The organism is Nonomuraea sp. NEAU-A123 (assembly GCF_018603905.1).
Taxonomy (GTDB): domain Bacteria; phylum Actinomycetota; class Actinomycetes; order Streptosporangiales; family Streptosporangiaceae; genus Nonomuraea.
This window is the reverse complement of sequence record NZ_JAHFZZ010000037.1, coordinates 68,655-90,485: the sequence shown is the minus strand read 5'-3', so window position 1 is coordinate 90,485 and position 21,831 is coordinate 68,655. Positions and strand designations below refer to the sequence as shown.

The following is a 21,831-nucleotide window of genomic DNA, read 5'->3' as shown; positions in this document are numbered from 1 at the left end:
CGTACACACTCCCGCCGCTCCTGCTCCGCAGGCGTGTACCCACCCCTTTGCCCGTACCGCATACCTCGGTCGTACCGCACCAAAAGCGATCCGTCACGAGGCTAAGACTCTACGCATTCAATCTGTGTACGTAGGCTTTGCAAGCAGTCGAAGAGCTGACCAGCCTGCACGCTCGGTCCACGCCGCAGCCGCACACAGCGCTAACCTCGGTCGCGGTCGTGATACGTAATAGCGGCCTGATCGGGCGGCCTTGGGCTACGTGTGGCCGCCCGACAGAATCGGCGTCGATCGCGGCGAAGTCCGTGGCGGTCTGGAACGGGGGCTCGAACTGCCTCGCCTCGGCGCGGTAACGATAGACGATGTGGACGGATGAGGCCGTGAAGGCGAACGTGGTCCGCACGGGCGTGGTAACCAGCTGCATAGCCTCAGCCGCGGGCGGGTGTGCGGAAGACCTGGCGGCCATGCCAGCCGATGTGGTCTTGCTCAACTGCGTCCAGGCCCGACTGCGGCACCCGTACCGGGCGTCCTGCCAGGATCAGGACCATATCGCGGGACGCCTGCGACCGTCCCACAAACCTGGCCGAGACCGCGATAGTCCGCTCTGCGGTCAGTCCGAGGACGCCCTTGTCGAACAGCTTGTGGTGGATCGCGCACAGGCACAGCCCGTTGGCCAGATCGTCGGGGCCGTCGAAGGCCCACCAACGCACGTGCGCCGCGTCCAAGCCAACCACCGCACCGTCCAGCCAGCCGTCGTAGGAGCAGAATGCGCAGCAGTACTCGTAGGCCATGAGCACCTGGTCGCGAAAGCCCGCGCCACGGCGTACGACCGGCGGCTTCCTGATCTCTCCACCGGTTTCCAGCGTCTCCAGATCCAGGCCAGCCAGCAGGCACAGGTCTGCCTGAAGAGACGGGGCAAAGTTGGCGTCGAGGAGGTAGCGGGCCATCCGGGCTAACAGTCCGGGCTCCTCCGACAGCGCACGGGCCAGGTCAGGGTGGAGGCGGCCGCTGGCCTGGCTGTCGCGCAACCGACCCAGCTCTGGGCCCGGGCTGCCTGGGCCGTGACGGGTATCGACCAGCCAGAGGCCGTCGCTCGTCAGGTGATGGAACGGGTAGCCGGGGCTGGTGTCGCGGGGTGGGCCGTACTCCTTGAGCAGTTTCTTGAGCTCGGCCTCCGCGGCGCTGAACGGGATGGGCCTGTTGCCGTTCCGCTGGAAGTGACCCAGGACGTACAGGAGGAGGAGCGGCTTGTGCGGTGCCCGCTCGCCACCTCTGGTCCAGCGCCGGATCTCGGCGACCCGCTCGATCCAGTCCACGATCGGCCAGTGTAGGGCGATCTTCCGGTCGCGTCAGAACAGACGGTCGTTGACGTTCGGATCTCGCCGCAGCCGGCCACACCCTATAGTGCCGAGGTGACCGATCTTCAGCCGGGCATCTACCAACATCTGATCACCCGTGAGGTTGACGCCCTGCTGCAAGCGATACCCGATCGCGAGCTAATCGACCGGCGGTCATTGGACATCGCCGACTCCCACGAGACGCTGGCCCGGCATCTGGCCGCGCTCACCCGTCGTGCACTGCGTTCCGTACGGGGCGAAAACGACGCTATTCGGCTGGGCCGGCAGGTGGAGATCGTCAACCGAATCGCTGACCTCATCGGCGATCTGGTGCCTGAGGCTGCCGCGCCCGAGGAACTCGTGGAGGCCGCCGAGGAACTGCTGGGCATCGCCAGGAGCCGGGACGCGGCTGGCCAAGTACGGTTTCCCGCACGTCCAGTGGTTCCCCTCACAGGTAGCGCGTTGCTGGTCAACGGCAGAGGGCAGCCGGAGATTGGCCATGAGCTCAAGCGCGAGCTGGCCTCCGCCGACCGCGTGGATCTGCTGTGCGCGTTTGTGAAGTGGAACGGCGTACGGGTACTCGCAGAGGCGATCGAAGAGTTCCTCACGCGCGGCGACCAGCTGAGAGTGGTGACCACCACCTATATCGGCGCCACCGACCGCCTCGCGCTGGACCGACTGGCCGCCATGGGCGCCGAGATCCGCGTCTCCTACGACACCCGGATGACCAGGCTGCATGCGAAGGCCTGGCTGTTTCATCGGGCTAGCGGCTTGTCCACCGCCTATGTGGGCTCCTCCAACCTGTCGCAAACTGCCCTCAGCCATGGGCTCGAGTGGAACGTACGGCTCGCCCAGGCCGAACAACCCCACCTGATCGATACTTTCACCGCCACTTTCGACGACTACTGGGGTGATCCGTCGTTCGAGCCCTACGATCCGGCACAGGACGCCGAGCGGCTCGACCGCGCCCTGTCTGCTGAGCGGGCTGGCGGCCGCACGATCGTGCTCGACTTTGCGCACGTCGACGTCCGCCCTTACTCCTACCAGCAGGAGATCCTCGACGAGCTCGCCGCTGAACGGCAGATCCACGACCGCTGGCGGAACCTGGTCGTCATGGCCACGGGCACCGGCAAGACCGTGGTCGCCGCATTGGACTACCGGCGTCTGCGTGCGGCTGGGCAGGCGGAGTCGCTGCTGTTCGTCGCGCACCGTGCGGAAATCCTGCGGCAGAGTCTGCTCACCTTCCGGCAGGTGATGCGGGATGAGACGTTCGGCGAGTTGTACGTCGACGGCGCCCGTCCCGAGGAGTGGCGGCACGTGTTCGCCTCGATCCAGACGCTGCACGCCAACCCGCTGCCGGACCCGGACGCATTCGACATGGTGATCGTGGACGAGTTCCACCATGCCGAAGCCTCCACATACCGGCACCTGCTGTCTGCGGCGCGGCCGAAGGTACTCCTGGGGCTGACCGCGACACCCGAACGCGCTGACGGCCAGGACATCAAACACTGGTTCGGCGGCCGGATCGCTGCCGAGTTGCGCTTGTGGGAGGCGCTTGAGCGCGGGCTCCTGGCCCCGTTTCAGTATTTCGGCGTCCACGACGGTACTGACCTGCGTGAGGTCGGCTGGCGCCGGGGCCAGGGTTATGACATGGGCCAGCTATCGGGGGTCTACACGGGTAACGACCGCCGCGTTGCCGTGGTGCTGGAGACGCTACACCGCAAGATCGGCGATGTTGGGCGGATGCGGGCCATCGGCTTCTGCGTAAGCATCGAGCACGCCCGCTTCATGGCCGACCGCTTCACCCGAGCCGGGCTTCCCTCGGTGGCTGTCACCGCGCAGAGTTCGGCAAGCGAACGTTCCCAGGCGCTACGAGATCTGAGAGACCGCCGGGTCAACGCGGTGTTCACCGTTGATCTCTTCAACGAGGGCGTCGACGTTCCGGAGATCGACACTGTGCTCTTCCTGCGCCCCACCGACAGCGCCACTGTCTTCCTACAGCAGCTCGGGCGTGGCCTGCGGCTGGCCGACGACAAGCCGTGCCTCACCGTGCTCGACTTCGTCGGCCATCAGCACAAGCAGTTCCGCTTCGACCGGCGGTATCGAGCCCTCACCGGCGCCAGCCGTACCGGAATCGCACGGGAGATCGAGCAGGGGTTTCCGACGCTGCCCGCCGGCTGCGTGATCGACCTGGACCGTGATGTGCGCCGGTTGGTCCTCGAGAACGTCCGGCAAGCGCTCAGCCTGAATTGGCGAGATCTGGCGCGCGAGCTTCGCGAACTCGGTGATGTCAGTATGTCCGGATTCCTACAGGAGACCGGGCTGGATGTAGAAGATCTCTACCGACGCCGTCAGGGCTGGGCCTCCCTGCGGCATACCGCGGGTCTCGAAGCTGCGCCCCCTGACCAAGGGCTCGGGCGGGCTTTCGGCAGAATGCTGCATATTGACGACGTGGAGCGTCTCGCCTTCTTAGGCGAGGTGCTGGCCGGCCGAACTCCACAGTCACCGCGCGAGCTACGCCTCATGGCCATGCTGGATGCGATGTTGTGGGGCGGCAGCGAGCCCGGCTCCGGTATGGAGGCCCGGCTCGCGCGACTCACGGGTGCTCGCGCCGCGGAGCTCAAAGAACTGGCAGACGTACTCCGCTCGGGGATCCGTCACGTGGCCCCGCCTCTGGACCCGGTTGTGCCGTTGCATGTCCATGCCCACTACAGCAAGAACGAGGTACTGGCCGCCTTCGGCATCGACAGGCCTGCGCATATGCGGGAAGGGGTCAAGTACGTCGAGGAGCACCAGGCGGATCTGTTCTTCGTCACCATCGACAAGTCCGAGGACCACTACTCCCCCACCACGCTCTACCATGATCGGGCGATCAGCGAGGAGCTGTTCCAGTGGGAGTCGCAGAGCACCCTGCGGTCCTCGGCCGCCACCGCTCGCCGCTATCTGACGGGGGGATCTACGGTTCATCTCCTGATCCGGCAGTCCAAGCGCGACGAAGGGCTGGGGGCTCCGCCGTACACCTACGCCGGTCCCATGCGATACGAGAGCCACGAGGGTGAACGGCCTGTCCGTTTCGTATGGCGCCTGAACCACCGGCTCCCACCCGAGGTGTTCCACTACGCCAAGGCCACCGCGGGCTGAGGCGACAATAGCTTCCGCCGCTGGTCGGCGGTCATCCGCGGGGTGCGTCCAGTTAACTGGACGCACCCCAACAAATACGCACGTTGAGCGTCCTGGCCTCAGTCTTCCTACTCCAGGGCGAAGTCCGCTCGACTACTGCTGTAGTCGCGCTTGCCTATAGGCCAGAGGATCACGATGTTCTGGCTGTGGGCTAGCTCGATCAGGTCGGAGCGTGGCTCGGTGGGTAGCAGGATAGCTCGTGTGGCGTCGGGGAGGAATCGGCCGTAGTCGGAAAGCTGACCGATCGCCATGCGGACGTTTTGCCTGGTGACGCTACCCTTCGCCTCTACGAGTAGACCGAGATTTCGATCGAACAGATCCGTGAACAGTGGCCTAGTTTCCCCGTCGGGAAGTATCTGTTGCCGGTTGACGGCGTGGCCTTTGCCGCGCAGGTGGTCGGCCAGCGCTTGCACCAGGCTGGCCTCCTTGCGCTCGGCCTCGTAGACCTCCCGGGCCGGGTTGACGAACGTACGCTCCGTAAGTTGCCGTTCCAGGGGCAGTTCTTCTACCTGGTCCCTGGTGGTTTCTAGTAGTCGGGCCAGGCTGGTCTGTGGCGGTTGGATGGTGGCGTCGATAGAACGCAGTCGGAAGACGATGACTCGGCGCAGCGGACCACCACCGGTCTCCGGCGCGTCTGCCTCGTACCAGGGGTCCTTCTCGTCCACCTCGAACTCGCCGAGGTAGGTGACGGTGCCGCGGGCGCCTTGGAAGACACGTAGGGCGCGTCTTTCTTGCTTGTGGTTGAGGATGCTCGCGTTGCCGGAGATCATGCGCTGATCGCCGTACTGCCCTTCACCGCTGTAGTGGAACAGCCCGTCAGGCATCCAGCCGTCGAAGTAGCCGTGCTTCTCACCAGCGATGGGATCGGTGAAGACGAAGACGTTCGGGGTGCGACTAGACGGACCGATGCCGCCCTGCGTGCGTCCGCCGAAGTCTTCGTGCAGCTTCTTGCGTTCGATCTGCTGGTTCGGCTGGAGGGACCATTCGTGCGGGTCCGGGGATAACGGCGAAACCATGCTTCCTCCCGTAGATCATCTAAGCGGTGATCTACTGTGGCACATGGCTAGATTCTGGGTCAACTTCTTATCTGTTCCACCTACTTCCAAATCGGACATCGATATTTGGCATCCGATCTGTTCATCAGGAAGCCGCTTGGGCAGAGTTAAGGGGCGGCGACCACGGTCTTGGGTGCGCCGATGGCCAGGCCGAGGGCGAAGTTGGCGGTGCCGGAGACGACGACACCCCTGGAGGAGCTGCTCTTGACCGGGGCCGTCGCAGTCCAGGTGACCTGACTCGCCACCGCGACACACGGCGCCGCCCAAGCCGCAACCGTGTTGGACCTGCCCAGCTCACGTACGACTTGCGCGGTCCCGCTACAGAGATACCGGGGACCGTGTGGATCCGTATCGCGCTCATCCCCGGTCCCAGGTGACGGGCAGGCTGCGTACGCCGTCAGGGCTGAAGGAGTTCTCACATCGTGAGACCGAGCGCGATCAGTGGGTTGCGGAAGTCGTCGCGAGCCCAACGGGTGCCTTCGGCGATGTTGGTGAAGTTGAGCAGGCGTAACGCGCTGATCGCGTAACTGCGCATGGTCGTCAAAAATGGATGGCGCCGAGGCGGTGCGGACTCGGCAGCGATCCTCGTCGAGGGTAACGTCCTGGACGTAATGATCTTTATTCTCGATCGACCACTTGCCGCGGACGAGTTCGGCGAGTCGCCGGGGCCGGCCTGCTTGCCGACAAGGTCGGTGACGCGCTGCACCGCGACCTTCGACAGTGGTTTCCAAGCCAGGTCGTAAACGTATAGCTCGATGAGGAAGACCTGCTTGACGTGCGGGAATCGGGTACTGGGAGGTGTGGGCATCACCTGGATGGTGCGGATCTCGTTGCGGCCGTGACCGTTGTCGTAGGTGGTCCACTCACTCGATCGGGATCTCGTTCCAGGCCAGTGAGTCGAGCCGGCCGAACAGGCCCTTTTGGTTTCCGCCAACGGGAAGGACGTAGAAAGCGCCGCGCCGGTGCAGGTAGCGGGCGCGATCACGCTGAGTGTGGAGCATATCGGCGCTGATCACCACATTCTTCAGGCAGCCGATCTGGTCCAGCAGCGGCTCGAAGGCCGTAATTTCATTGCTCTTGGAGTCGACGTCGATCTGGGCGATGACGATGGCGTCCTGGGCGAATTGGACGCCGAGTCGGTGCTGGGCCGCGTTACCGGTGGTGGCGGTGCCGCGCTGGGTCTTGCCGTCGACGGTCATGGGGATCAGTTCGTCGGGGTCGTCGTCCAGATCGGGGATCTGGGCGGCCCGGTGAGCTGCGTAGGCGGCGTTTACCTGTGCGGTGTTGACCTGCGCGATGGTGCGGCACACGGTGTCGGGGTGCGGTGCCTGGTACAGACCTGTCCGACGGTCATGCCGTGCGCCGATCTGCTCCAGGACCTCTTGAGGGACTGTGCGGATCCAGTGCCGGGTCGCCGCATACGACAGGGCGCCGGACACAAGCGTCGCCTGCACCAGCGCGAACATGACAACCAGCGGGTGCCATCGGCCGCGCCAATCCCGGGGATCAGGGATCTGGGCCCACACCTGGCGGAGATCGGCCATACCCACGCTCATGCCGCCTGCGGTCAGGCGTCCACGCTAGCCCGCGTCGCCGACGACCGTCGTGATGACGGACAGGGCAGGCGGCATGGCAAACTGCACGGACAACGAGACCCGTCGGTCGGCTTTGGTGTGAGAACCGCCGTTCTACGGGGTCTTGGTGCATTTCACGCCGACGCCACGCCGTGCGCGATCGACCCGTGACCAGCAATGCCGCGCCTGGCCATCTCAACATCCGAGAACTCCTCAAGCCCTGGCGACTGCACACCCCTGAAATGCAGAAGAGGCCCCGTAGGGCCTCTGATCTGCGCTTACTGCATGTGGCAGGTGCAAGGTTCGAACTTACGTAGGCTGAGCCGACGCTTTTACAGGGCATCCTTGAAATCGGCTCTGACCTGCGCCTTTATCCTTGCTCCCCGCAGGCTCCGCGTGTATTCGACACAGCCATGCCTAGCGGCGCCGCGCGCCAGTTTCTCCCGCGCGAAATAGCACCCGTAGGAGGCATCGTCAGTGACGGTCACGTCCGCGCGCTTCGCGGGCCGCTGTCCTCCGCGGCCCCGGTGAACTCCCGCCTCCGCCGCTTGAACTCCGTCTCCTCCTTCTCGAGCTCTTCGCGTCTAGCCTTGAGTACAGCCTCCTCCCGATCAAGCTCCTGACTCCTCGCCTCGTTTTCCCGCTTCACGCGAATGTTCTCGGCCTTCCTTGCGCCGGCGCTCCTGGCCCTCTCGAGCATTCGGATAGCAATGTCGAGATTTTCCATAGACTGGTCGAGGTCATCGCCATCACCGGTTGCCGTCGCGCCTGCATTGATCGCGGGCCGTAGTAGCTGGTCCCGCACCTTCAGAAGTTGCGTGTGCGCTGTCTTCGTCTTGATGACGAATTCCCGCTGAGCGAGTGGGTGCTCAGGACGAACCGCAAACCACACCCACTGGGCACCGGGTTCGGGGTTGTCCGTGCGAGCAAAAGGCGTCTCGCCGAGGACTGGGTTAGGCGGACTGTTGAGTGCCAGGTTCACCGTGCGATAGCCAAGCCCAAGCTTGCGCTGGATTTCCTTTTGACTCAAGTAGTCGTGGGAGTCAAGCAGTTTCTGGATACGGGACCGCACGCCCGCCATCCATAGGCTCATCATGCCTCTCTTTCAGAGAGGAAAGTCTCGAGGTCGCTGATGAGCGAACCCGACTGGCCACTCGCCCATGCCTTCGTCCAGCCAGCCGATTGCTCGAGCCGCGACAGCGCAAGTAGCACTGCGCCCCGCATCCCTTCCGGTACTTCGTCTCGCGTGAACACCGCGTGTAGACGACGCCGAAGCCCCAGGTCGGCATTGTGGATGTACTCTGCGAGGTCATCGCCCACCTGCTGCCCGCGAATGCCCTCGGCCCCGTCCACTTCCTGACGCGCCCGCGTGCCGGCCGCCGTCGCAGCGCGCATAAGGGCTCGGGCAGCCTCAGGGTGCCGCTGCGCCAATTCCTCGACGTGTGCAGCCGACATGCCGCCGAGAAGCTCAGCCACCTTTGCCTGGCGCTCGCTGATGGAGCTGTTGCTGGTCACCGGGTTGTCGATCTTACGGTCGCCGCGCAGGCGGCGGACCTGACGCTTCGAAAGGGAAGCTCCGTGCTCGGCGAACCACTCAAAACGTTCTGGCCGGTCACCGGCTTCCTGAGCGGCCGTCAGCGAGACGCCGTTGCGGACCTCGGGCGGATTGCGACGGGCGACGGTGAGCCATCCCCGCAGGGTCGGCTTCGTGATGCCCGAGCCTCGTGATTCAAGAGCAGCCAAGACCACCTCGAGCGCCTCGTTCACCTCGGCGTCGGTCGCCTCCCCTTCCGGAAGAGTTGCCGCAAGAAGATCCGCATTTTCCCAACGGTAGGAGTCGGCGGCTCGGTCGGCTTGCTCTTCGTTCGCGAGCAGTCGATCAGCGAGGTCCTCCGGGTCGAAGACTCTAGGCACGGGCACCCTCCCAGGAGCAGAGCCCAAGCCAATCCCGGGCGCGTTTTGCAGAGAATGCCATGTCTTCAGAATTGGCGCAATATTTTTAAAATGCACTCCATTTAGCAGTCTATGACTGTATTCTGCGGCCCCGTGAAACGCGATCAATGCGCCTCGATACCAGAAAAACACCAGAAGGCCCATAAGGCCCAGAAGCGACATTCCGTCGCGTTTCGAAAGCGTGGGGGCGGTATGCGAAAATTCCTCAGCAATGTCTGCCACGTTGACTTGATCGGGCCCGATTTCCTGTTGGCCGCATCCCGCAGCGCTAAGGCAAATTTAGCGCTACCGTCTATGTAGCGCTAAAGCCAAGGGGGCGGCTCGCTGCAGTTGATTCATTCCTTGTAGGGAAGCAGAAGAGACCATGATCAAGCCAGAAACGCCCACGCTGGGTACGCCCGTGCATGACCTCGCCACCGCCGGGGCAACCTGGACCATGCGGCAGGAGACGGTCGGTGAGTACCTCGCCAGGTTCGGTGTCTACGATCCCGTCAGCCGGTCAATCTCTCCGGAGAAGATCCCGGACTCGGCCTTCCAACGAGTGAAGATCGAGATCAGCAAGAACCCGATCAAGAAGCGCATGCTGCGTGATCTGCTAAGAGGCGGCACTCTACCCGCCATCGTGACCGTCGAGAGGTCGGATGGCGCGTACGAAATCGCGGATGGGCTTCAGCGCACGCACGTACTCACCGTCGCTGCCGAAGGGCTGCTGGCGTTGGAGCGCGGCGAGAAGCCGGCCCGTGAGGTACAGACGCAGTTGAAGGAGATGGAGGGCCAAAGCCAGACGCCGCTGGGCCTAGACAGTTTCCTCAACCAGCCCTTGGTCGAGCAGGTGTGGCGCGGGCTGGACAGCGACGAGAAGCTCCGCTTGTTCATGGTGCTTAACGTGGGTCAGCAGAAGGTCAGCCCAAGGCACCTACTGGAGGTCGCACGAAGCGACGTGCGAGCCACGTTCGAGCAGTGGGGCATCACGTTGCTCACCGAACGCGAGGAGAAGGAGATGCCGCGCCCTCGCGGGCGGCGCCCCAAGGACACTCCTGCCTCCCCGAGTGCGCCGGCGCACTACCGGTACGAACTCCTCATCGACAGCATCACGGCGTACGTCAACTGTGATCCACACGTCAAGACACGCAATCTGGTGCTGGAGGAGGGGGAAGGATCCAGTGACAAGTTCGACACCCGGATCACCGAGGTCGGCAGCGAGGCGTGCCGCGACGACTTCAAGTGGGTCTGCCTGGAACTCAACTGCCGGGTCCAAGAGCGCTACGAGGGCACCAAATGGGAGATGGCCGTGAATGCCACGGACGTCTTTCTCATTCCGCTCTTCGCCGCCCTCGGCAAGGCCCGGGAGGAGGCCGACACCGGGTCGACCGTCCAGCACCACCAGGGGGAGCTCCTGGAATTGCTCGACCAGCCCGGCGACGACCCGCTGAACCTGTTCTCCGGGCCGGACAGTCTTGATTCGATCTACGAGACGGTGCGGTCCAACATCGGTCGCCGGAAGCGGGCCATTGCCTACTTCGCCTGGCGGAGCTTCTTCCTGAAGGGCCCATCCCGTACCGACTACCCGCTCAACTGGCGTGACGCCGAGATCGGATCCTGAGAGAATAGCCCGGTGCGGGGCCCGTCCGGGGCCCGCACCGGGCTATATCTCGATACCGACAGCCGGGACTCGGCCGTTCGTTTAACGAGCGTGTCATGAAGTACATCGGGGGATCGTGAGCTCGGAACGTCCGTAGCAGTGGCCGGGCATCGGGACGTGCGACCCGCTCCAAGGTCCGCGAACCAGGTCACCATCCGCCACGAACTGCGCGATGCAGCCGAGATCAGCAAATTTTTCACCGCGGCTTCCTACGACCGGCCACTGACACTTTCGTGGCGGAGCCCACTGACATCCGGCGGCAACGCTCACTGGCGCTCTCGTGGCACTTGGCAGGACGGTTGCTGATCGAAACGTATTGCTAGGGCAACACCTACACTCTCGACAGCCATCAAGTCGAGCAGGTACCTATCGTGCACATGAGCAACATCCAAAACGCCCGCCCGTTCATCTGGACCAAGAACGCCGACCAGATCATCGGCGCCATCGGCCACTACTGCGCACGAACCTCTGGACCGGGACACTAGCGGCACGCGGCAGAGTTGGTTCCCATGCCACCTGCTCGACCTGGGCGTGCGCGGCAGCCAGATGCAACCCGTGATGATCGAGTAGGGAGCTCGAGGCCGCCATGACATCACCCCCGACCTTGCTGATCATGAAGCAGCGCCACGAACATGGCTACTTCGTTAGCGTTCACCGCCTGTTGAAGTCCCGCATCGATTTGGGGGTTGCAGAGTCGGACACCGCGCCTGGTCGCGTAAAACTCGCCTGCGTCACTGCGGAAGAACGACCAAGCGTGGGCATCAGGACTGCTCAGATTAGTTCTCACGGAGGGCCACGAAGGTTCCGCGGCCCTGGATCGCGATGACGAAGCCCTCCTCGCGCAAGATGGCGATGGCCTTTCTGACGGTGTCGCGGCCCACTTCGTGCTCGTGCATCAACCTCTGCTCGGTCGGGATCGGCCGGTTGGGCATGAGTGTGCCGTCCGCGATCTGTGTCCGCAGCAGGTCTGCGAGCTGGCGATAGAGCGGTACCGGCCCTTCATGGTCGATCGTCATGAACATAGACCGTAAATGTCCGCATCCGTAGCCCATCACTCGCCCACGTTTGCGATCAGGGGCAGACGTTTGCAGACGTTTGCTCTAGCCTGGGCACTGCAATACCTTCAAGGGAGTCGGGCCCGTCCTCGCGACCCAAACGCCAAGACGGGCCCTTGATCGGACACTGGAGGTCCGACCCATGGGTAACCCAATCACAGACCTACGATTCAGGTCCTGCCTGACAGCCGAGATCCAAGCCGTACTCGAGAAGCACGGCTACCGGCTGCCTCCAGGCGGCGATCACATCCGCGAACTCGTCATGGCTCGCGTCGACATCGCGCTCAAGAACCTCGTCGAGATCTTCGAGGGGCGGACTTGGTGACATGGCGGGATGACATCCTCGACTTCCATGGTCCGCACGTCGCGTCGCCCCAGCCGGGCCATGTCAAGCTGACCTGGTACGAACCGACCCAACGGGCTCAGCGTGTCCGTGTGGTCTCACACACCTGCGAGTGCCGCCAAATGACGTACGAACTGTGCGCCGCCGCCGGCCAGGGCTTCGTCCGCCGTACGGACCGAGAGAAGGGCACCGTCCGCGAAACCGCGTGGACGTTGAACGCAGCCGCCAAACGTACCTTCGATCAGATCCTCCAAGGCGAGGCCCGGTGAGAGCAGCGCGGCGGACGCCTCCCTGGGCTTGTCCGCCGCGTCTGCGGAAACGAAGTGCGAGTCCTTGATCGGGACCAATCCGGAATTCGTACTCAGGGGCGCAGTCACGCTCCCGGGCTCGAAGATCGAGTCCCGCCCTCTCTGTCGGGAGTGCGCCGTCCCGCTAACTCGTCTTCGCCGTGACGTCAGGTTGCCGAGCGCTCAGGGACGCCTGCTGCAGTCCGTACCGCCACTACGGCGAGATTGATGCCGGCAGGGGAGCGTAGGAGGTCATACCTTCTTGACGATGATCGAGTCCGGGACCAGCTTCTCCAGGTCGTCGACGTCCGAGGTGAAGACGGTGACCTGCCCCTTCTGCTGTCGTGCAATGACGGCGAGGACCGCGTCGATCGCGTGCTTGTGGCCGTGCAGCTTGGCATCGGTCAGGAGCCGACGGGCCAGGCGGGCCTCGTGCTTGCCGATGTCGGCGACGTTGAGCCGGGACAGCACCCAGTCCCAGCGTTGCTCGGTGATCCTGCCGTCATACGCCTCGACCACCGTCATCGGGGATGTCACCACCTCCGCCTGACCCTGGGCCGCCAGGTCGAGCCAGGCGATCATCTTTCGGTCGCCCCGCACGGCCAGAGACAAGGCTTCGCAGTCGAGTACGAAGACCCGCAGCGGCTGCTGCCCCTGCTCACCGTTTCGTTTCCTCACGCAGCCTCTCCTGCGTCGCGCTTTCCGGCGGCGCGGCGGCGCTCATGCTCGGCGTCGAGATCTTCAAGCTCCTCGAGCGCTACCGCGCGCTCGTCTTCGGTTACCGGGCCGTACTCTTCCGCCAGCCAGTTCGCCAGTTCCAGCAGCCGGTCCCGGTCGCGCTTGAAGCGCAACGCCTCGGCGACGTACGCGGACAGGCCCCGATCCGCCGCATCCGCGCGGATCTCGTCGAGGAGTTCCTCGGGGATCGTCACCGTTACCTTCTTAGACGCCATATAAGAGACCATACTCCAGGTATTGCTCTCCTTACTATGGCTGTAGTGCGCTTACCTCGCACCGGCGTACAGCACACTTGTCGATGTGGCCGACCCGCGCTCACTACGGTGCGTGATGGCGTGGCCGGTGACCAGCCAGACGGCGATTCTCACCGGTTGTAGAGCCTGCGCGCCCACAGGTATCCGCCCAGGGCGATAACCGCGCTCCAGATGGCCGCCTCCACAAAACTGGAGCCGGCCGTACGCCCAGCCAGCAGAGCACGCAGAGTCTCGATGACAGGCGTGAACGGCTGGTGCTCGGCGAACCATCGCAATCCCGCCGGCATCGACTCAGTCGGTACGAAGCCGCTGCCGAGAAACGGCAGCATCATCAGCGGCATCGGCAGATTACTGGCCGTCGTGACGCTCTTGGAGACCATGGCGAGCGCGACCGACAACCACGTGATCGCGAAGGTGAACATGGCCAGCACCCCGACCACACCGAGCCAGCCCAGCACCGAGGCAGACGGCCGAAAGCCGATCAGCACGGCCACCACCGTCGCCACCGCGATCGCGATGAACGTCTGCACCATCGCCCCAAGCACGTGCCCGGTGAGCACCGAGACGCGCGATGGCCATGGTCTTGAACCTGGCGACGATGCCCTCGGCCATGTCGGTGGCCACCGAGATCGCGGTGCCCTGCGCCGCGCCGGCGATCGTCGTGATCATGATGCCGGGGGTTAGGTAGCCGACATAGGCGGCGCGGTCACCACCGATGCCCGCGCCCATGGTGCCGCCGAAGACATAGACGAACAGCAGCAGGAACACCACCGGGACGCCGGCGAACGTGAGGACCAGCGACGGGTAACGCCAGATGTGTTTGACCTGGCGACGCAGCATTGTCGCCGAGTCGGTGACCGCTCTCATCGGGAGGGCTCCTTGGTCAGGGTGAGGAAGACGTCGTCCAGGTCGGGGGTGTGCACCGTCAACTCGGCGACGTCGATGACCTGGTCGTCCAGCCACTCCAGGAGCTTCTTCAGTGTCTTGACGCCGCCGGAGTTGGGGATCTGGACGGTGAGCGCCACGTCATTGCGCGAGGTGGCGCCGACGTGGGGCGCCGCCCTGCGGTAGCCGTCGGCGTCGGCGAAGCGCACGACGACGTGGCCGCCGGGGACCAGCCGCTTGAGCTCCTCCGCGGTGCCCTCGGCCACCAACTCGCCCTGGCTGAGCAGGGCGATGCGGTCGGCGAGCTCGTCGGCCTCCTCCAGGTACTGCGTGGTCAGGAAGATGGTCACGCCGTCCTGCTGGACCAGGTCCCTGACGATCTGCCACATGGTACGGCGGCTGCGTGGGTCCAGGCCCGTGGTCGGCTCGTCGAGGAAGATGAGCTTGGGCGTGCCGACCATGGTCATGGCGAGGTCGAGCCGGCGGCGCATGCCGCCCGAGTAGGTGGCCGCCGGCTTGTGTGCGGCGTCGATGAGGTCGAAGCGCTCCAGCAGTTCGCGAGCGCGCGTGCGGCCTCTGGAACGGCCGAGGTGGAGCAGGTCGGCCATGAGCCGCAGGTTCTCCCCGCCGGTGAGCAGACTGTCCACGGCGGAGAACTGGCCGGTGACGCCGATCGCGGCGCGCACTTTGTCGGGTTCTCTGGCCAGGTCGTGCCCGGCCACCCAGAGCTCGCCGGCGTCGGCCTTGATCAGGGTGGACAGGATCTGCACGGCCGTGGTCTTGCCCGCGCCGTTGGGGCCGAGCAGGGCGAAGATCGTGCCCTGCGGGATGGTGAAGTCGATACCGTCCAAGACGCGGTGCGAGCCGTACGACTTGCGCAGTCCCGCCACTGAGATAGCAGGGACCGCGCTCATGCCCGGTCCCAGGTGACAGGCAGGCTGCGCACGCCGTAGATCTGCGAAGGGTCGGTGCGCAACGGCACCTCTTCATCCGGTACGGCGAGCCGTAGCGTCGGGAATCGGGTGAGCAGCGCGGGGAAGGCGACGCGCATCTCGACGCGGGCGAGTTGCTGGCCTAGGCACTGGTGGATGCCATGGCCGAACGCGAGGTGCCCGGCAGCCGAGCGGCGCAGGTCGAGCATATCGGGGTCGGCGAACTTGGCCGGGTCCCTGTTGGCGGCGTTGAGCGCGATGAAGACCGTGTCGCCGGCCTTGAGCTGCGTACCGCCGAGCTCGACGTCCTCCAGGACGCCGCGCATGCCGGTGGCGGCGATGGACAGGTAGCGCAGTAGCTCCTCCACGGAGCTGTCGGCCAGGCCGGGGTCGTTGCGCAGGGCGGCGAGCTGGGCCGGGTTGCGTAGCAGGGCGAAGGTGCCGAGCGCGAGCATGTTGGTGGTGGTGTCGAGGCCGGCGCCGAACAGGAAGGCGGCCACGCCGCCGAGCTCCTCGTCGGTCAGGTCGCTGCCCGTGGCCAGGTCGCTGAGCAGGTCGTCGGTCGGTTTCGCGCGCTTGGCGAGCGCGAGGTCCTGCAGATACTTGCCGAGCTCGATGAAGGCCGCGTACTGCGCCTCGGGCTCTGGGTCGTCCGAGAGGGCCCACGTGTAGGTCCGGAACTGGTCGCGCTCCTCGTACGGCACGCCTAACAGCTCGCAGATCATCAGGGCGGGGACCGGCCGGGCGAAGACCTCGATGAGGTCGGCGGGCGGCCCCTGTCGCTCCATCGCGTCGAGCCGCTCACGGGTAATCTCGGTGACTCGCTCGGTGAGCAGGTTCATCCTGCGGACGGTGAACTTGCCTGCCAGGATCTTGCGGAAGCGGGTGTGCTGGGGCGCGTCCATGCCGGTCAGGTCGCCGACGGGGGCGGGCGGCAGATGCCCGCCGGCCATCGGGAAGTACTGGGTCTCGTAGCGGGAGCTGAAGCGCGGGTCGGCGAGGATCTGGCGGACCAGCCCGTAGCCGGTGACCAGCCAGACGCCGGGGGCGCCCTCGGGCGCGGCCAGGCGGGCGATCGGCTGCTCGGCGCGCAGGGCGGTGACCTCGGGGGCGGGGTCGAAGGGGCAGGCGGGTGCGCGGTCGAAGGACGGGGCGACCGGCTCTTCACGATAGTACGCGTTCGACATGCCTTGAAAGCTACGTTGCATTCAGAATAGGTGTCAATCTAGAGAAGTGCATTTGCACAGGTAAAAGCACGAAAATCAGTGCAATGACGCTGAACTCGAACGCAATGATTCGTTGCAATCGATGGCCGCGAAGGCAACAATGGCGTCATGCCAGGAGGAAGGTTGACCCAACGGGACCGTCAGCGCATCGCGGCCGGCCTCACAGAAGGACTCGCCTATGCCGAGATCGCCAGGCGGCTCGACCGGCCGACCTCGACGATCACCCGGGAGGTCGGCCGCAACGGCGGCCCCGGCGGCTACCGGCCCGAGCAAGCGCACCGGGCGACTGAGCGGCGGGCGCGGCGCGGCACGCCGACTCCCCTATCCGCTGCTGGGCCGTCGGGCGGCAAGGCGGGCGAGGTGGGCGAGGTGGGCGAGGTGGGCGACGAGATGATCGAGATGGTGGTTCGGATGGGGCTGCCGAAGATGATGGCGCGCGTGCTCCTCAGCCTGTGGCTGAGCGAGGACGGCAGGCTCACCGCGGCCGAGCTGACGCGCAGGCTGAAGGTCAGCCCGGCCTCGGTCTCCATGGCCGTGGGCTACCTGATCCAGCAGGGGGTGATCAGGCGCGAGCGCGATCCGCAGCGACGTCGCGACATCTACGTGGTCGACGACGACACCTGGTACCACTCGATGGTGATCAGCTCGCAGCAGTCGCTCGAGGCGGCGGCGGCCGCGAAGACGGCGGCGGAGACGATCGGGCTCGACACACCCGTGGGGCGCCGGCTGGCCAAGGGCGGGGCGTACCTGGAGCAGATCAGCCTGGACACGCTGGAGTCGGCCAAGCGTTGGCGCGGGTTGCTGTCGTGATCGGCTCAGCCCACCCGGCGCAGTCCACCCGGCCCTCGGCGTCCTGCTCGGCCTGGATTGCGGTCAGCAGCAGCTGCCAGGTGCCATCGGCCGACCAGCGGCGGTGCCTCTTGTAGACCGTGATCCACGGACCGAACCGCTCGGGCAGGTCACGCCAAGGCAGCCCGGTACGAGCCCGAAGCAGGGGCCCGCTATCGGCGGTTCTTGGCGGATGTCTCTATCACATCATTTCCGGCGCGGCCCCCAGGCCTAGCTCGGCGGCGCGGGCCACGGCCTGCTCGCGGGTACGGCTGCCCAGCTTCTCCAGCACGGCCGCGACGTGGCTCTCCACCGTGCGGACCGACAGAACGAGCCGGCCCGCGATCTGCGCGTTGGTCAGGCCCTGAGCGAGGAGTTGGACGACCTGCGTCTGGCGTTCAGTCAGCCCGGCCGGGTTGGCCCGAGTCGCGGGCACGGGACCACGCGGAATCCGGGTCACGCCCGAGCGCTTGAGGCCGGCCCGGACCAGCCGGGCCAGCGGCTGGGCACCGAGCGCGTCGAGCTTGGCGAGCGCCGCCAGTTGATCGCCGATCTGTGGGCTGTCAGCCTGGGCCAGCGCGTGTTCGTAGCGGCAGCCCGCCGCATGCCAGATCTCGGCTGCCTTGCGCCAGCGGCCGGCGGCCAGTAGCGCGTATGGATGATCCGCCTTCGCAGGGTCGGTCTTGTGGCCGGCGCGGCTCAGCCAGTACCCGAGATCCGCCCGTTCGAGCGGCTTGCCGCTGTCGCGCGCCAGCTCGTACACCTCGAGCAGCTCGTTGGCGCCCACGCCGGTGTCATGGCCGAGCGCCGCCGCCTCGGCCAGCGCGGCGGCGGCGGCCGCAATCCGTTGGCGCTCCCGCAGGGGGAGCGCGAGCTGCCACGCCTCGCGCAGCATCTCCACCGCGCCTGCCTCGCCGCGGCGCAGCCGGGCGCGGCCGGCCAGGATCAGCGCGGCGCAGCGTGCCGGTGGCGCACCGTCGAGGGCATTCCGCACGGCTGGTAGGACGTCGTCCCAGTCAGCGGTCACGAGACGGAGCTGGCCCACCGCGCACTGCAGGTAGGAGGCGAACATCATGAACTCCGCGCGTTCGGCGAACTCGATGGCCTCGGCCGCGAAGCGTCCGGCGATGTCCAGTCGCAGCCGCTCCACCTCGCATCCGATGAGGTTGACGTAGGCGCGGCAGGCGTGTTCCGGCTCGCCGGCGGTGAGTGCCACCCGCAGGCTTTCCTGCATCGTGGCTGTCGCGCTCGGGTCGTCGCGACGGTAGAGCGCTAAGGCGAGGTTGTTCAGCGCGTGTGACAGCGTGGCCGGGGTGTTTCTACCGAGCGCGATGGCTCGCCGCGCCACCACGATGGCTTCGGTGTCCCGCCCGGCCAGCGCGTACAGCTGCGCCTGGTTGCTGAGCGCCATCGCCAGCAGGCCGTCGTCGCAGTGTTCGAGGACGGTGATCGCCTCCGCGGCCGCCGCGGCCGCACCGTCGGGGTCTCCGGCCCACCAGCAGATCCGCGACAACCAGCGCAGGGAGGTCCCCAGGGCGCGCGGGTCTCCGCCACGCCGCAGGCCGACGGCTCGCTGCTGGGCGGCCAGCGTGTCGCCGGGCGGGGCGTCGATGGTGTGGTTCTCGATCGCCAGCGCCTGCCACAGGTCTGCCTCATCCGGCGGGTCGAGCACCGGGTGCAGGTCGAGCACCTGCAGCAGATGCACCGCCGCCGCCCGATGTGCTCCGGCCGCGATCGCCTCGCGTGCGGCGATCGGGCCGTACCGGAGGAGGGCGTCGGTGTCGCCGGCCTGCGCCGCGTGATGCACTACCCGGGCCACCTCGATGTCGGGCCGGGTCAGAATCGCGGCCAGCACGGCGTGGTTGGCCGCCATCCGGTGCATCGTCGACATCGACTCCACCACGACGCGCCGGGCGAGCTCGTGGCGGAAGCTCACCCCGCTCAGCGTGACCGTGATGAGGCCGCGCTGCTCGGCCGCGGCCAGCGCCGTCGGATTGTCAGGTATCAGCGCCTTCACCAGCCAGCGCGGCACGGCCGAGGGCACTACGGCGAGCCGTTGCAGAACCTCCAGCGCCACTGGGTCCAGACGCGCCAGCCGAGCCTGTACGGCGTCGGCGATCGTCAGCGGCACCCCGGCCGCGTCCCCGGCGGCCAGCACCTCGGCCACAAAGTACGGGTTGCCGCAGGTCACCGTGTAGACCCCGTCGGCGTCCAGGCGCGTACCCCTTCCCGCCGCCGCGGCGGCGGTGAGGCAGCGTACCGCGGGCAGGGTCAGCCGGGCTGGGCACAGACGGCGCACCCGATCCACCCCCGCGATCAGTCCGAGGAGCGGGCGCAACCGATGGCCGCTGCCCAGCTCGTCATCGCGGTAGGTCAGCACCAGCGCCAGCGGCCACCGCGCGATGCGCCGCACCAGGTAGCGCAGCACGTCCAGGGTCGCCTCATCGGCCCAATGCACGTCTTCCACCACGAGCACCATCGGGCGCTCGGCCTGCTCGCACTCGGTGCGCAAAGCCTCCAGCACCTCGCCCCGGTCGCCCTGCTCCAGCGCCTGGGAAAGCTGCGGCCCGACGCTGCCGATCAGATCCCGCAAGGGGCCGAGCACCCGCGGCGTCGCCAGGTCGTCGCAGTAGCCGACCAGCAGCCGCGCCTGCGGGGGCAGCACCCCGCCGATGGCCTCGACCAGGCTCGACTTGCCGATCCCAGCCTCGCCGGAGATCAGGACCACCGTGCCGGTGCCGTGCGCGGCGTCCCGGGCCGCGTCGGCCAGCGTGGCCAGCTCGTCTTCGCGCTCCAGGATGACCCTGTCCACTTCTTGGATTCTGGCACTCGACCGAGTCACGTGCGGCGTACGCCGCCCCGGAGTCCGTCGCCGCCCGCCCGGCATCGGTAGCGCCGCAGCCCGGTTTCGGTAGCCGGTACGGATGCTGGGCGGGCGGCAGCCCCCGTACAACGTGAGGAAGAGCTCAGACGGCGGCACGAGTCGCCTCCCCACCGCCGTCCGGAGATCGATCAAAGACACGCAGATATCGACGGGGCGGGAAATTCCGCCTCGACACGAGATCAGGAGCGCACATGGCTTTACACGAGTTCGCGGAGATCGCAGTGATGACCACGTTTCCCACCGCAGCCGAGGAGACCGCATGATCACGCGGAGTCTCGGGCGGCACAGGAGGGGACGCTGGGCCGCCTACGTGGTGACCACGGTCCTGGCGGTCATCGTCACAGCGGTGCCCTCCGCCGGCCCGGCCTTGGCCGACGACCCTCCAGGAAGCATCCGTGCCTGGGGACAGAACAGTTCAGGGCAGTTGGGAGATGGCACGACCGTCAACCGGTCCACGCCGACGCTTCTTCCCAGCCCCGACGGGAAAACCTTCGGCGGGGGGTCTGCGGGCGCCGCGCACAGCCTGGGGCTCGATGATCAGGGCAGGGTATGGGCCTGGGGAAACAACGGCACCGGCACGCTCGGGGACGGGACGACGACCAACCGGACTTCCCGGGTTCTGGTGTCCGGCCTGGAGCGCATCAACATGGTCGCGGCCGGTGCCGCACACAGCCTCGCCCTGGACTTCGACGGCGTGGTGTGGGCGTGGGGCAGCAATGGCAACGGCCAGCTCGGGGACGGAACGACCCAGCTCAAGACCCGGCCCATCCGGGTCCAGGGGTTGCCGGGACCGGCCACGCAAATCAGCGCCGGCGACTTCCACAGCCTGGCCGTGCTGAGCGACGGCTCGCTGTGGGCCTGGGGCCTCAACAACCATGGCCAGCTCGGCGACGGGACGACGACGAACCGGCTCCAGCCGGTTCGCGTACCGCTCCCGCTGCGGGCATTTCGCGTGGACGGGGGCAGCGCCCACACCGTCGCGGAACTGGGCGACCTGGGGCCATGGACCTGGGGTGACAACAGACAGGGTCAGCTCGGCGACGGCACCACAACCGAACGGCACACAGCCGTTCGTGTGCCGGTGCAGGGTGTGGTGATTGATGTCAGCGCCGGGATACGCCACACGCTGGCCCTTGTCCAGGGCCGGCCGAACACGGCGTTCGCCTGGGGCGACAACACCTTCGGCCAGCTCGGCGACGGCACCACGACGCCGCGCAGCACGCCGGTCCGGGTCGGCCTGGTAAATCCCTCCGATGTGGAAGCCGGCGGCTTCCACAACCTGGCAATCGAGGCCCTTAGTCTCACCGCGGTCCGGGCCTGGGGACTGAACGACACCGGCCAGCTCGGCGACGGCACCACCATCAATCGGACCCTGCCCGTGACGACCAACCTGACCGCCCGCGTCTGTCGACTCGCGGCCGGCGCGCGCCACTCTTTCTGCACGGCATTCCTCTAAAAGCCGACCAAGCGGGGGCCATCAGCCGGTGGACCCCGCAACCGGTGACCTGAGACATACGATTCCGGCGCATAACGGGGTAGAAGGCCACAGCGTTGCTGTAGCCGCCATTCGAGGCTCGGGTCGAACCTGTTGATCAGCCCCACAAGCTCACCGAGCACCTCCGCGACACAGGCGGCGCGGATGGCAAGGTCGCCGCGGTGCC

General features: G+C 66.4%; 19 protein-coding genes and 2 pseudogenes. 6 read left to right on the top strand and 15 right to left on the bottom strand.

The features are described from left to right. Positions 1-425 precede the first annotated feature (425 nt). Positions 426-1,313: a phosphorothioated DNA-binding restriction endonuclease gene (locus KLK06_RS55560; protein WP_214643979.1), complete on the bottom strand. Its 888-nt coding sequence runs from the start codon at positions 1,311-1,313 to the stop codon at positions 426-428. Positions 1,314-1,409: 96 nt separating this feature from the next. Here KLK06_RS55560 and KLK06_RS55555 point away from each other — a divergent pair, with 96 nt between their 5' ends. Continuing rightward, the gene (locus KLK06_RS55555) at positions 1,410-4,475 is read left to right on the top strand and encodes a DUF3427 domain-containing protein (protein WP_214643978.1); all 3,066 of its coding nucleotides are present in this window, start codon (positions 1,410-1,412) and stop codon (positions 4,473-4,475) included. A gap of 107 nt (positions 4,476-4,582) precedes the next feature. On the opposite strand, the gene KLK06_RS55550 is transcribed toward KLK06_RS55555, so the two are convergent. The 6 genes from KLK06_RS55550 to KLK06_RS55525 all read right to left on the bottom strand — a co-directional run bounded on the left by KLK06_RS55550 (position 4,583) and on the right by KLK06_RS55525 (position 9,318). After that, entirely contained in the window at positions 4,583-5,530 is a 948-nt protein-coding gene (locus KLK06_RS55550; RefSeq protein WP_214643977.1) for a restriction endonuclease, read from the bottom strand. A gap of 146 nt (positions 5,531-5,676) precedes the next feature. Continuing rightward, entirely contained in the window at positions 5,677-5,814 is a 138-nt protein-coding gene (locus KLK06_RS55545; RefSeq protein ID WP_214643976.1) for a hypothetical protein, read from the bottom strand. Positions 5,815-5,984: 170 nt separating this feature from the next. Further along, positions 5,985-6,377: a hypothetical protein gene (locus KLK06_RS55540; protein ID WP_214643975.1), complete on the bottom strand. Its 393-nt coding sequence runs from the start codon at positions 6,375-6,377 to the stop codon at positions 5,985-5,987. 55 nt (positions 6,378-6,432) lie between these two features. Then, a complete protein-coding gene (locus tag KLK06_RS55535) occupies positions 6,433-7,113 on the bottom strand; it encodes an ISAs1 family transposase (RefSeq protein WP_214643974.1) in 681 nt (226 codons plus the stop codon). A gap of 514 nt (positions 7,114-7,627) precedes the next feature. Continuing rightward, positions 7,628-8,224: a hypothetical protein gene (locus KLK06_RS55530; RefSeq protein ID WP_214643973.1), complete on the bottom strand. Its 597-nt coding sequence runs from the start codon at positions 8,222-8,224 to the stop codon at positions 7,628-7,630. An 11-nt stretch (positions 8,225-8,235) separates the two neighbouring features. Further along, positions 8,236-9,318 (bottom strand): hypothetical protein, encoded by a 1,083-nt coding sequence (locus KLK06_RS55525; RefSeq protein ID WP_214643972.1) that lies wholly within the window; start codon positions 9,316-9,318, stop codon positions 8,236-8,238. A gap of 142 nt (positions 9,319-9,460) precedes the next feature. Between KLK06_RS55525 and KLK06_RS55520 the strand changes: the two genes are divergently transcribed. Further along, positions 9,461-10,699 (top strand): DUF262 domain-containing protein, encoded by a 1,239-nt coding sequence (locus KLK06_RS55520; protein ID WP_214643971.1) that lies wholly within the window; start codon positions 9,461-9,463, stop codon positions 10,697-10,699. A gap of 815 nt (positions 10,700-11,514) precedes the next feature. On the opposite strand, the gene KLK06_RS55515 is transcribed toward KLK06_RS55520, so the two are convergent. Continuing rightward, positions 11,515-11,760: a GntR family transcriptional regulator gene (locus tag KLK06_RS55515; RefSeq protein ID WP_214643970.1), complete on the bottom strand. Its 246-nt coding sequence runs from the start codon at positions 11,758-11,760 to the stop codon at positions 11,515-11,517. Between the two features lie 175 nt (positions 11,761-11,935). Between KLK06_RS55515 and KLK06_RS55510 the strand changes: the two genes are divergently transcribed. Together KLK06_RS55510 and KLK06_RS61115 are read left to right on the top strand one after the other, a co-directional pair. Next, positions 11,936-12,118, top strand: coding sequence for a hypothetical protein (locus KLK06_RS55510; RefSeq protein WP_214643969.1), 183 nt, complete (start codon positions 11,936-11,938; stop codon positions 12,116-12,118). 140 nt (positions 12,119-12,258) lie between these two features. Continuing rightward, entirely contained in the window at positions 12,259-12,405 is a 147-nt protein-coding gene (locus KLK06_RS61115) for a hypothetical protein (RefSeq protein WP_250907545.1), read from the top strand. Between the two features lie 270 nt (positions 12,406-12,675). Here the strand turns inward: KLK06_RS61115 and KLK06_RS55500 are convergent, their stop codons facing one another. The 5 genes and pseudogenes from KLK06_RS55500 to KLK06_RS55480 all read right to left on the bottom strand — a co-directional run bounded on the left by KLK06_RS55500 (position 12,676) and on the right by KLK06_RS55480 (position 16,419). Then, positions 12,676-13,101 carry a hypothetical protein gene (locus KLK06_RS55500; RefSeq protein WP_308168959.1) on the bottom strand — a complete coding sequence of 142 codons (426 nt, stop codon included), beginning with the start codon at positions 13,099-13,101 and terminating at the stop codon, positions 12,676-12,678. Beyond that, entirely contained in the window at positions 13,098-13,355 is a 258-nt protein-coding gene (locus KLK06_RS55495; protein WP_308168958.1) for a CopG family transcriptional regulator, read from the bottom strand. Before KLK06_RS55495 ends, KLK06_RS55500 begins: the two co-directional genes overlap by 4 nt. Positions 13,356-13,525: 170 nt before the next feature. Beyond that, a pseudogene (locus tag KLK06_RS55490) lies at positions 13,526-14,282 on the bottom strand (ABC transporter permease). After that, complete coding sequence (locus tag KLK06_RS55485) at positions 14,279-15,214, bottom strand: ATP-binding cassette domain-containing protein (protein ID WP_214643966.1); 936 nt, start codon at positions 15,212-15,214, stop codon at positions 14,279-14,281. Before KLK06_RS55485 ends, KLK06_RS55490 begins: the two are co-directional and overlap by 4 nt. Beyond that, positions 15,211-16,419 (bottom strand): cytochrome P450, encoded by a 1,209-nt coding sequence (locus tag KLK06_RS55480; RefSeq protein WP_214643965.1) that lies wholly within the window; start codon positions 16,417-16,419, stop codon positions 15,211-15,213. Before KLK06_RS55480 ends, KLK06_RS55485 begins: the two co-directional genes overlap by 4 nt. A gap of 162 nt (positions 16,420-16,581) precedes the next feature. On the opposite strand from KLK06_RS55480, the gene KLK06_RS55475 reads away from it, so the two are divergent. Beyond that, a complete protein-coding gene (locus KLK06_RS55475; protein ID WP_214643964.1) occupies positions 16,582-17,268 on the top strand; it encodes a MarR family transcriptional regulator in 687 nt (228 codons plus the stop codon). 22 nt (positions 17,269-17,290) lie between these two features. On the opposite strand, the pseudogene KLK06_RS63410 reads toward KLK06_RS55475, so the two are convergent. Further along, a pseudogene (locus KLK06_RS63410) lies at positions 17,291-17,473 on the bottom strand (transposase); the annotation flags it as partial. A 15-nt stretch (positions 17,474-17,488) separates the two neighbouring features. Next, positions 17,489-20,098 (bottom strand): AAA family ATPase, encoded by a 2,610-nt coding sequence (locus tag KLK06_RS55465; RefSeq protein WP_214643963.1) that lies wholly within the window; start codon positions 20,096-20,098, stop codon positions 17,489-17,491. A 331-nt stretch (positions 20,099-20,429) separates the two neighbouring features. On the opposite strand from KLK06_RS55465, the gene KLK06_RS55460 reads away from it, so the two are divergent. After that, positions 20,430-21,626, top strand: coding sequence for an RCC1 domain-containing protein (locus tag KLK06_RS55460; protein WP_214643962.1), 1,197 nt, complete (start codon positions 20,430-20,432; stop codon positions 21,624-21,626). Positions 21,627-21,831 lie beyond the last annotated feature (205 nt).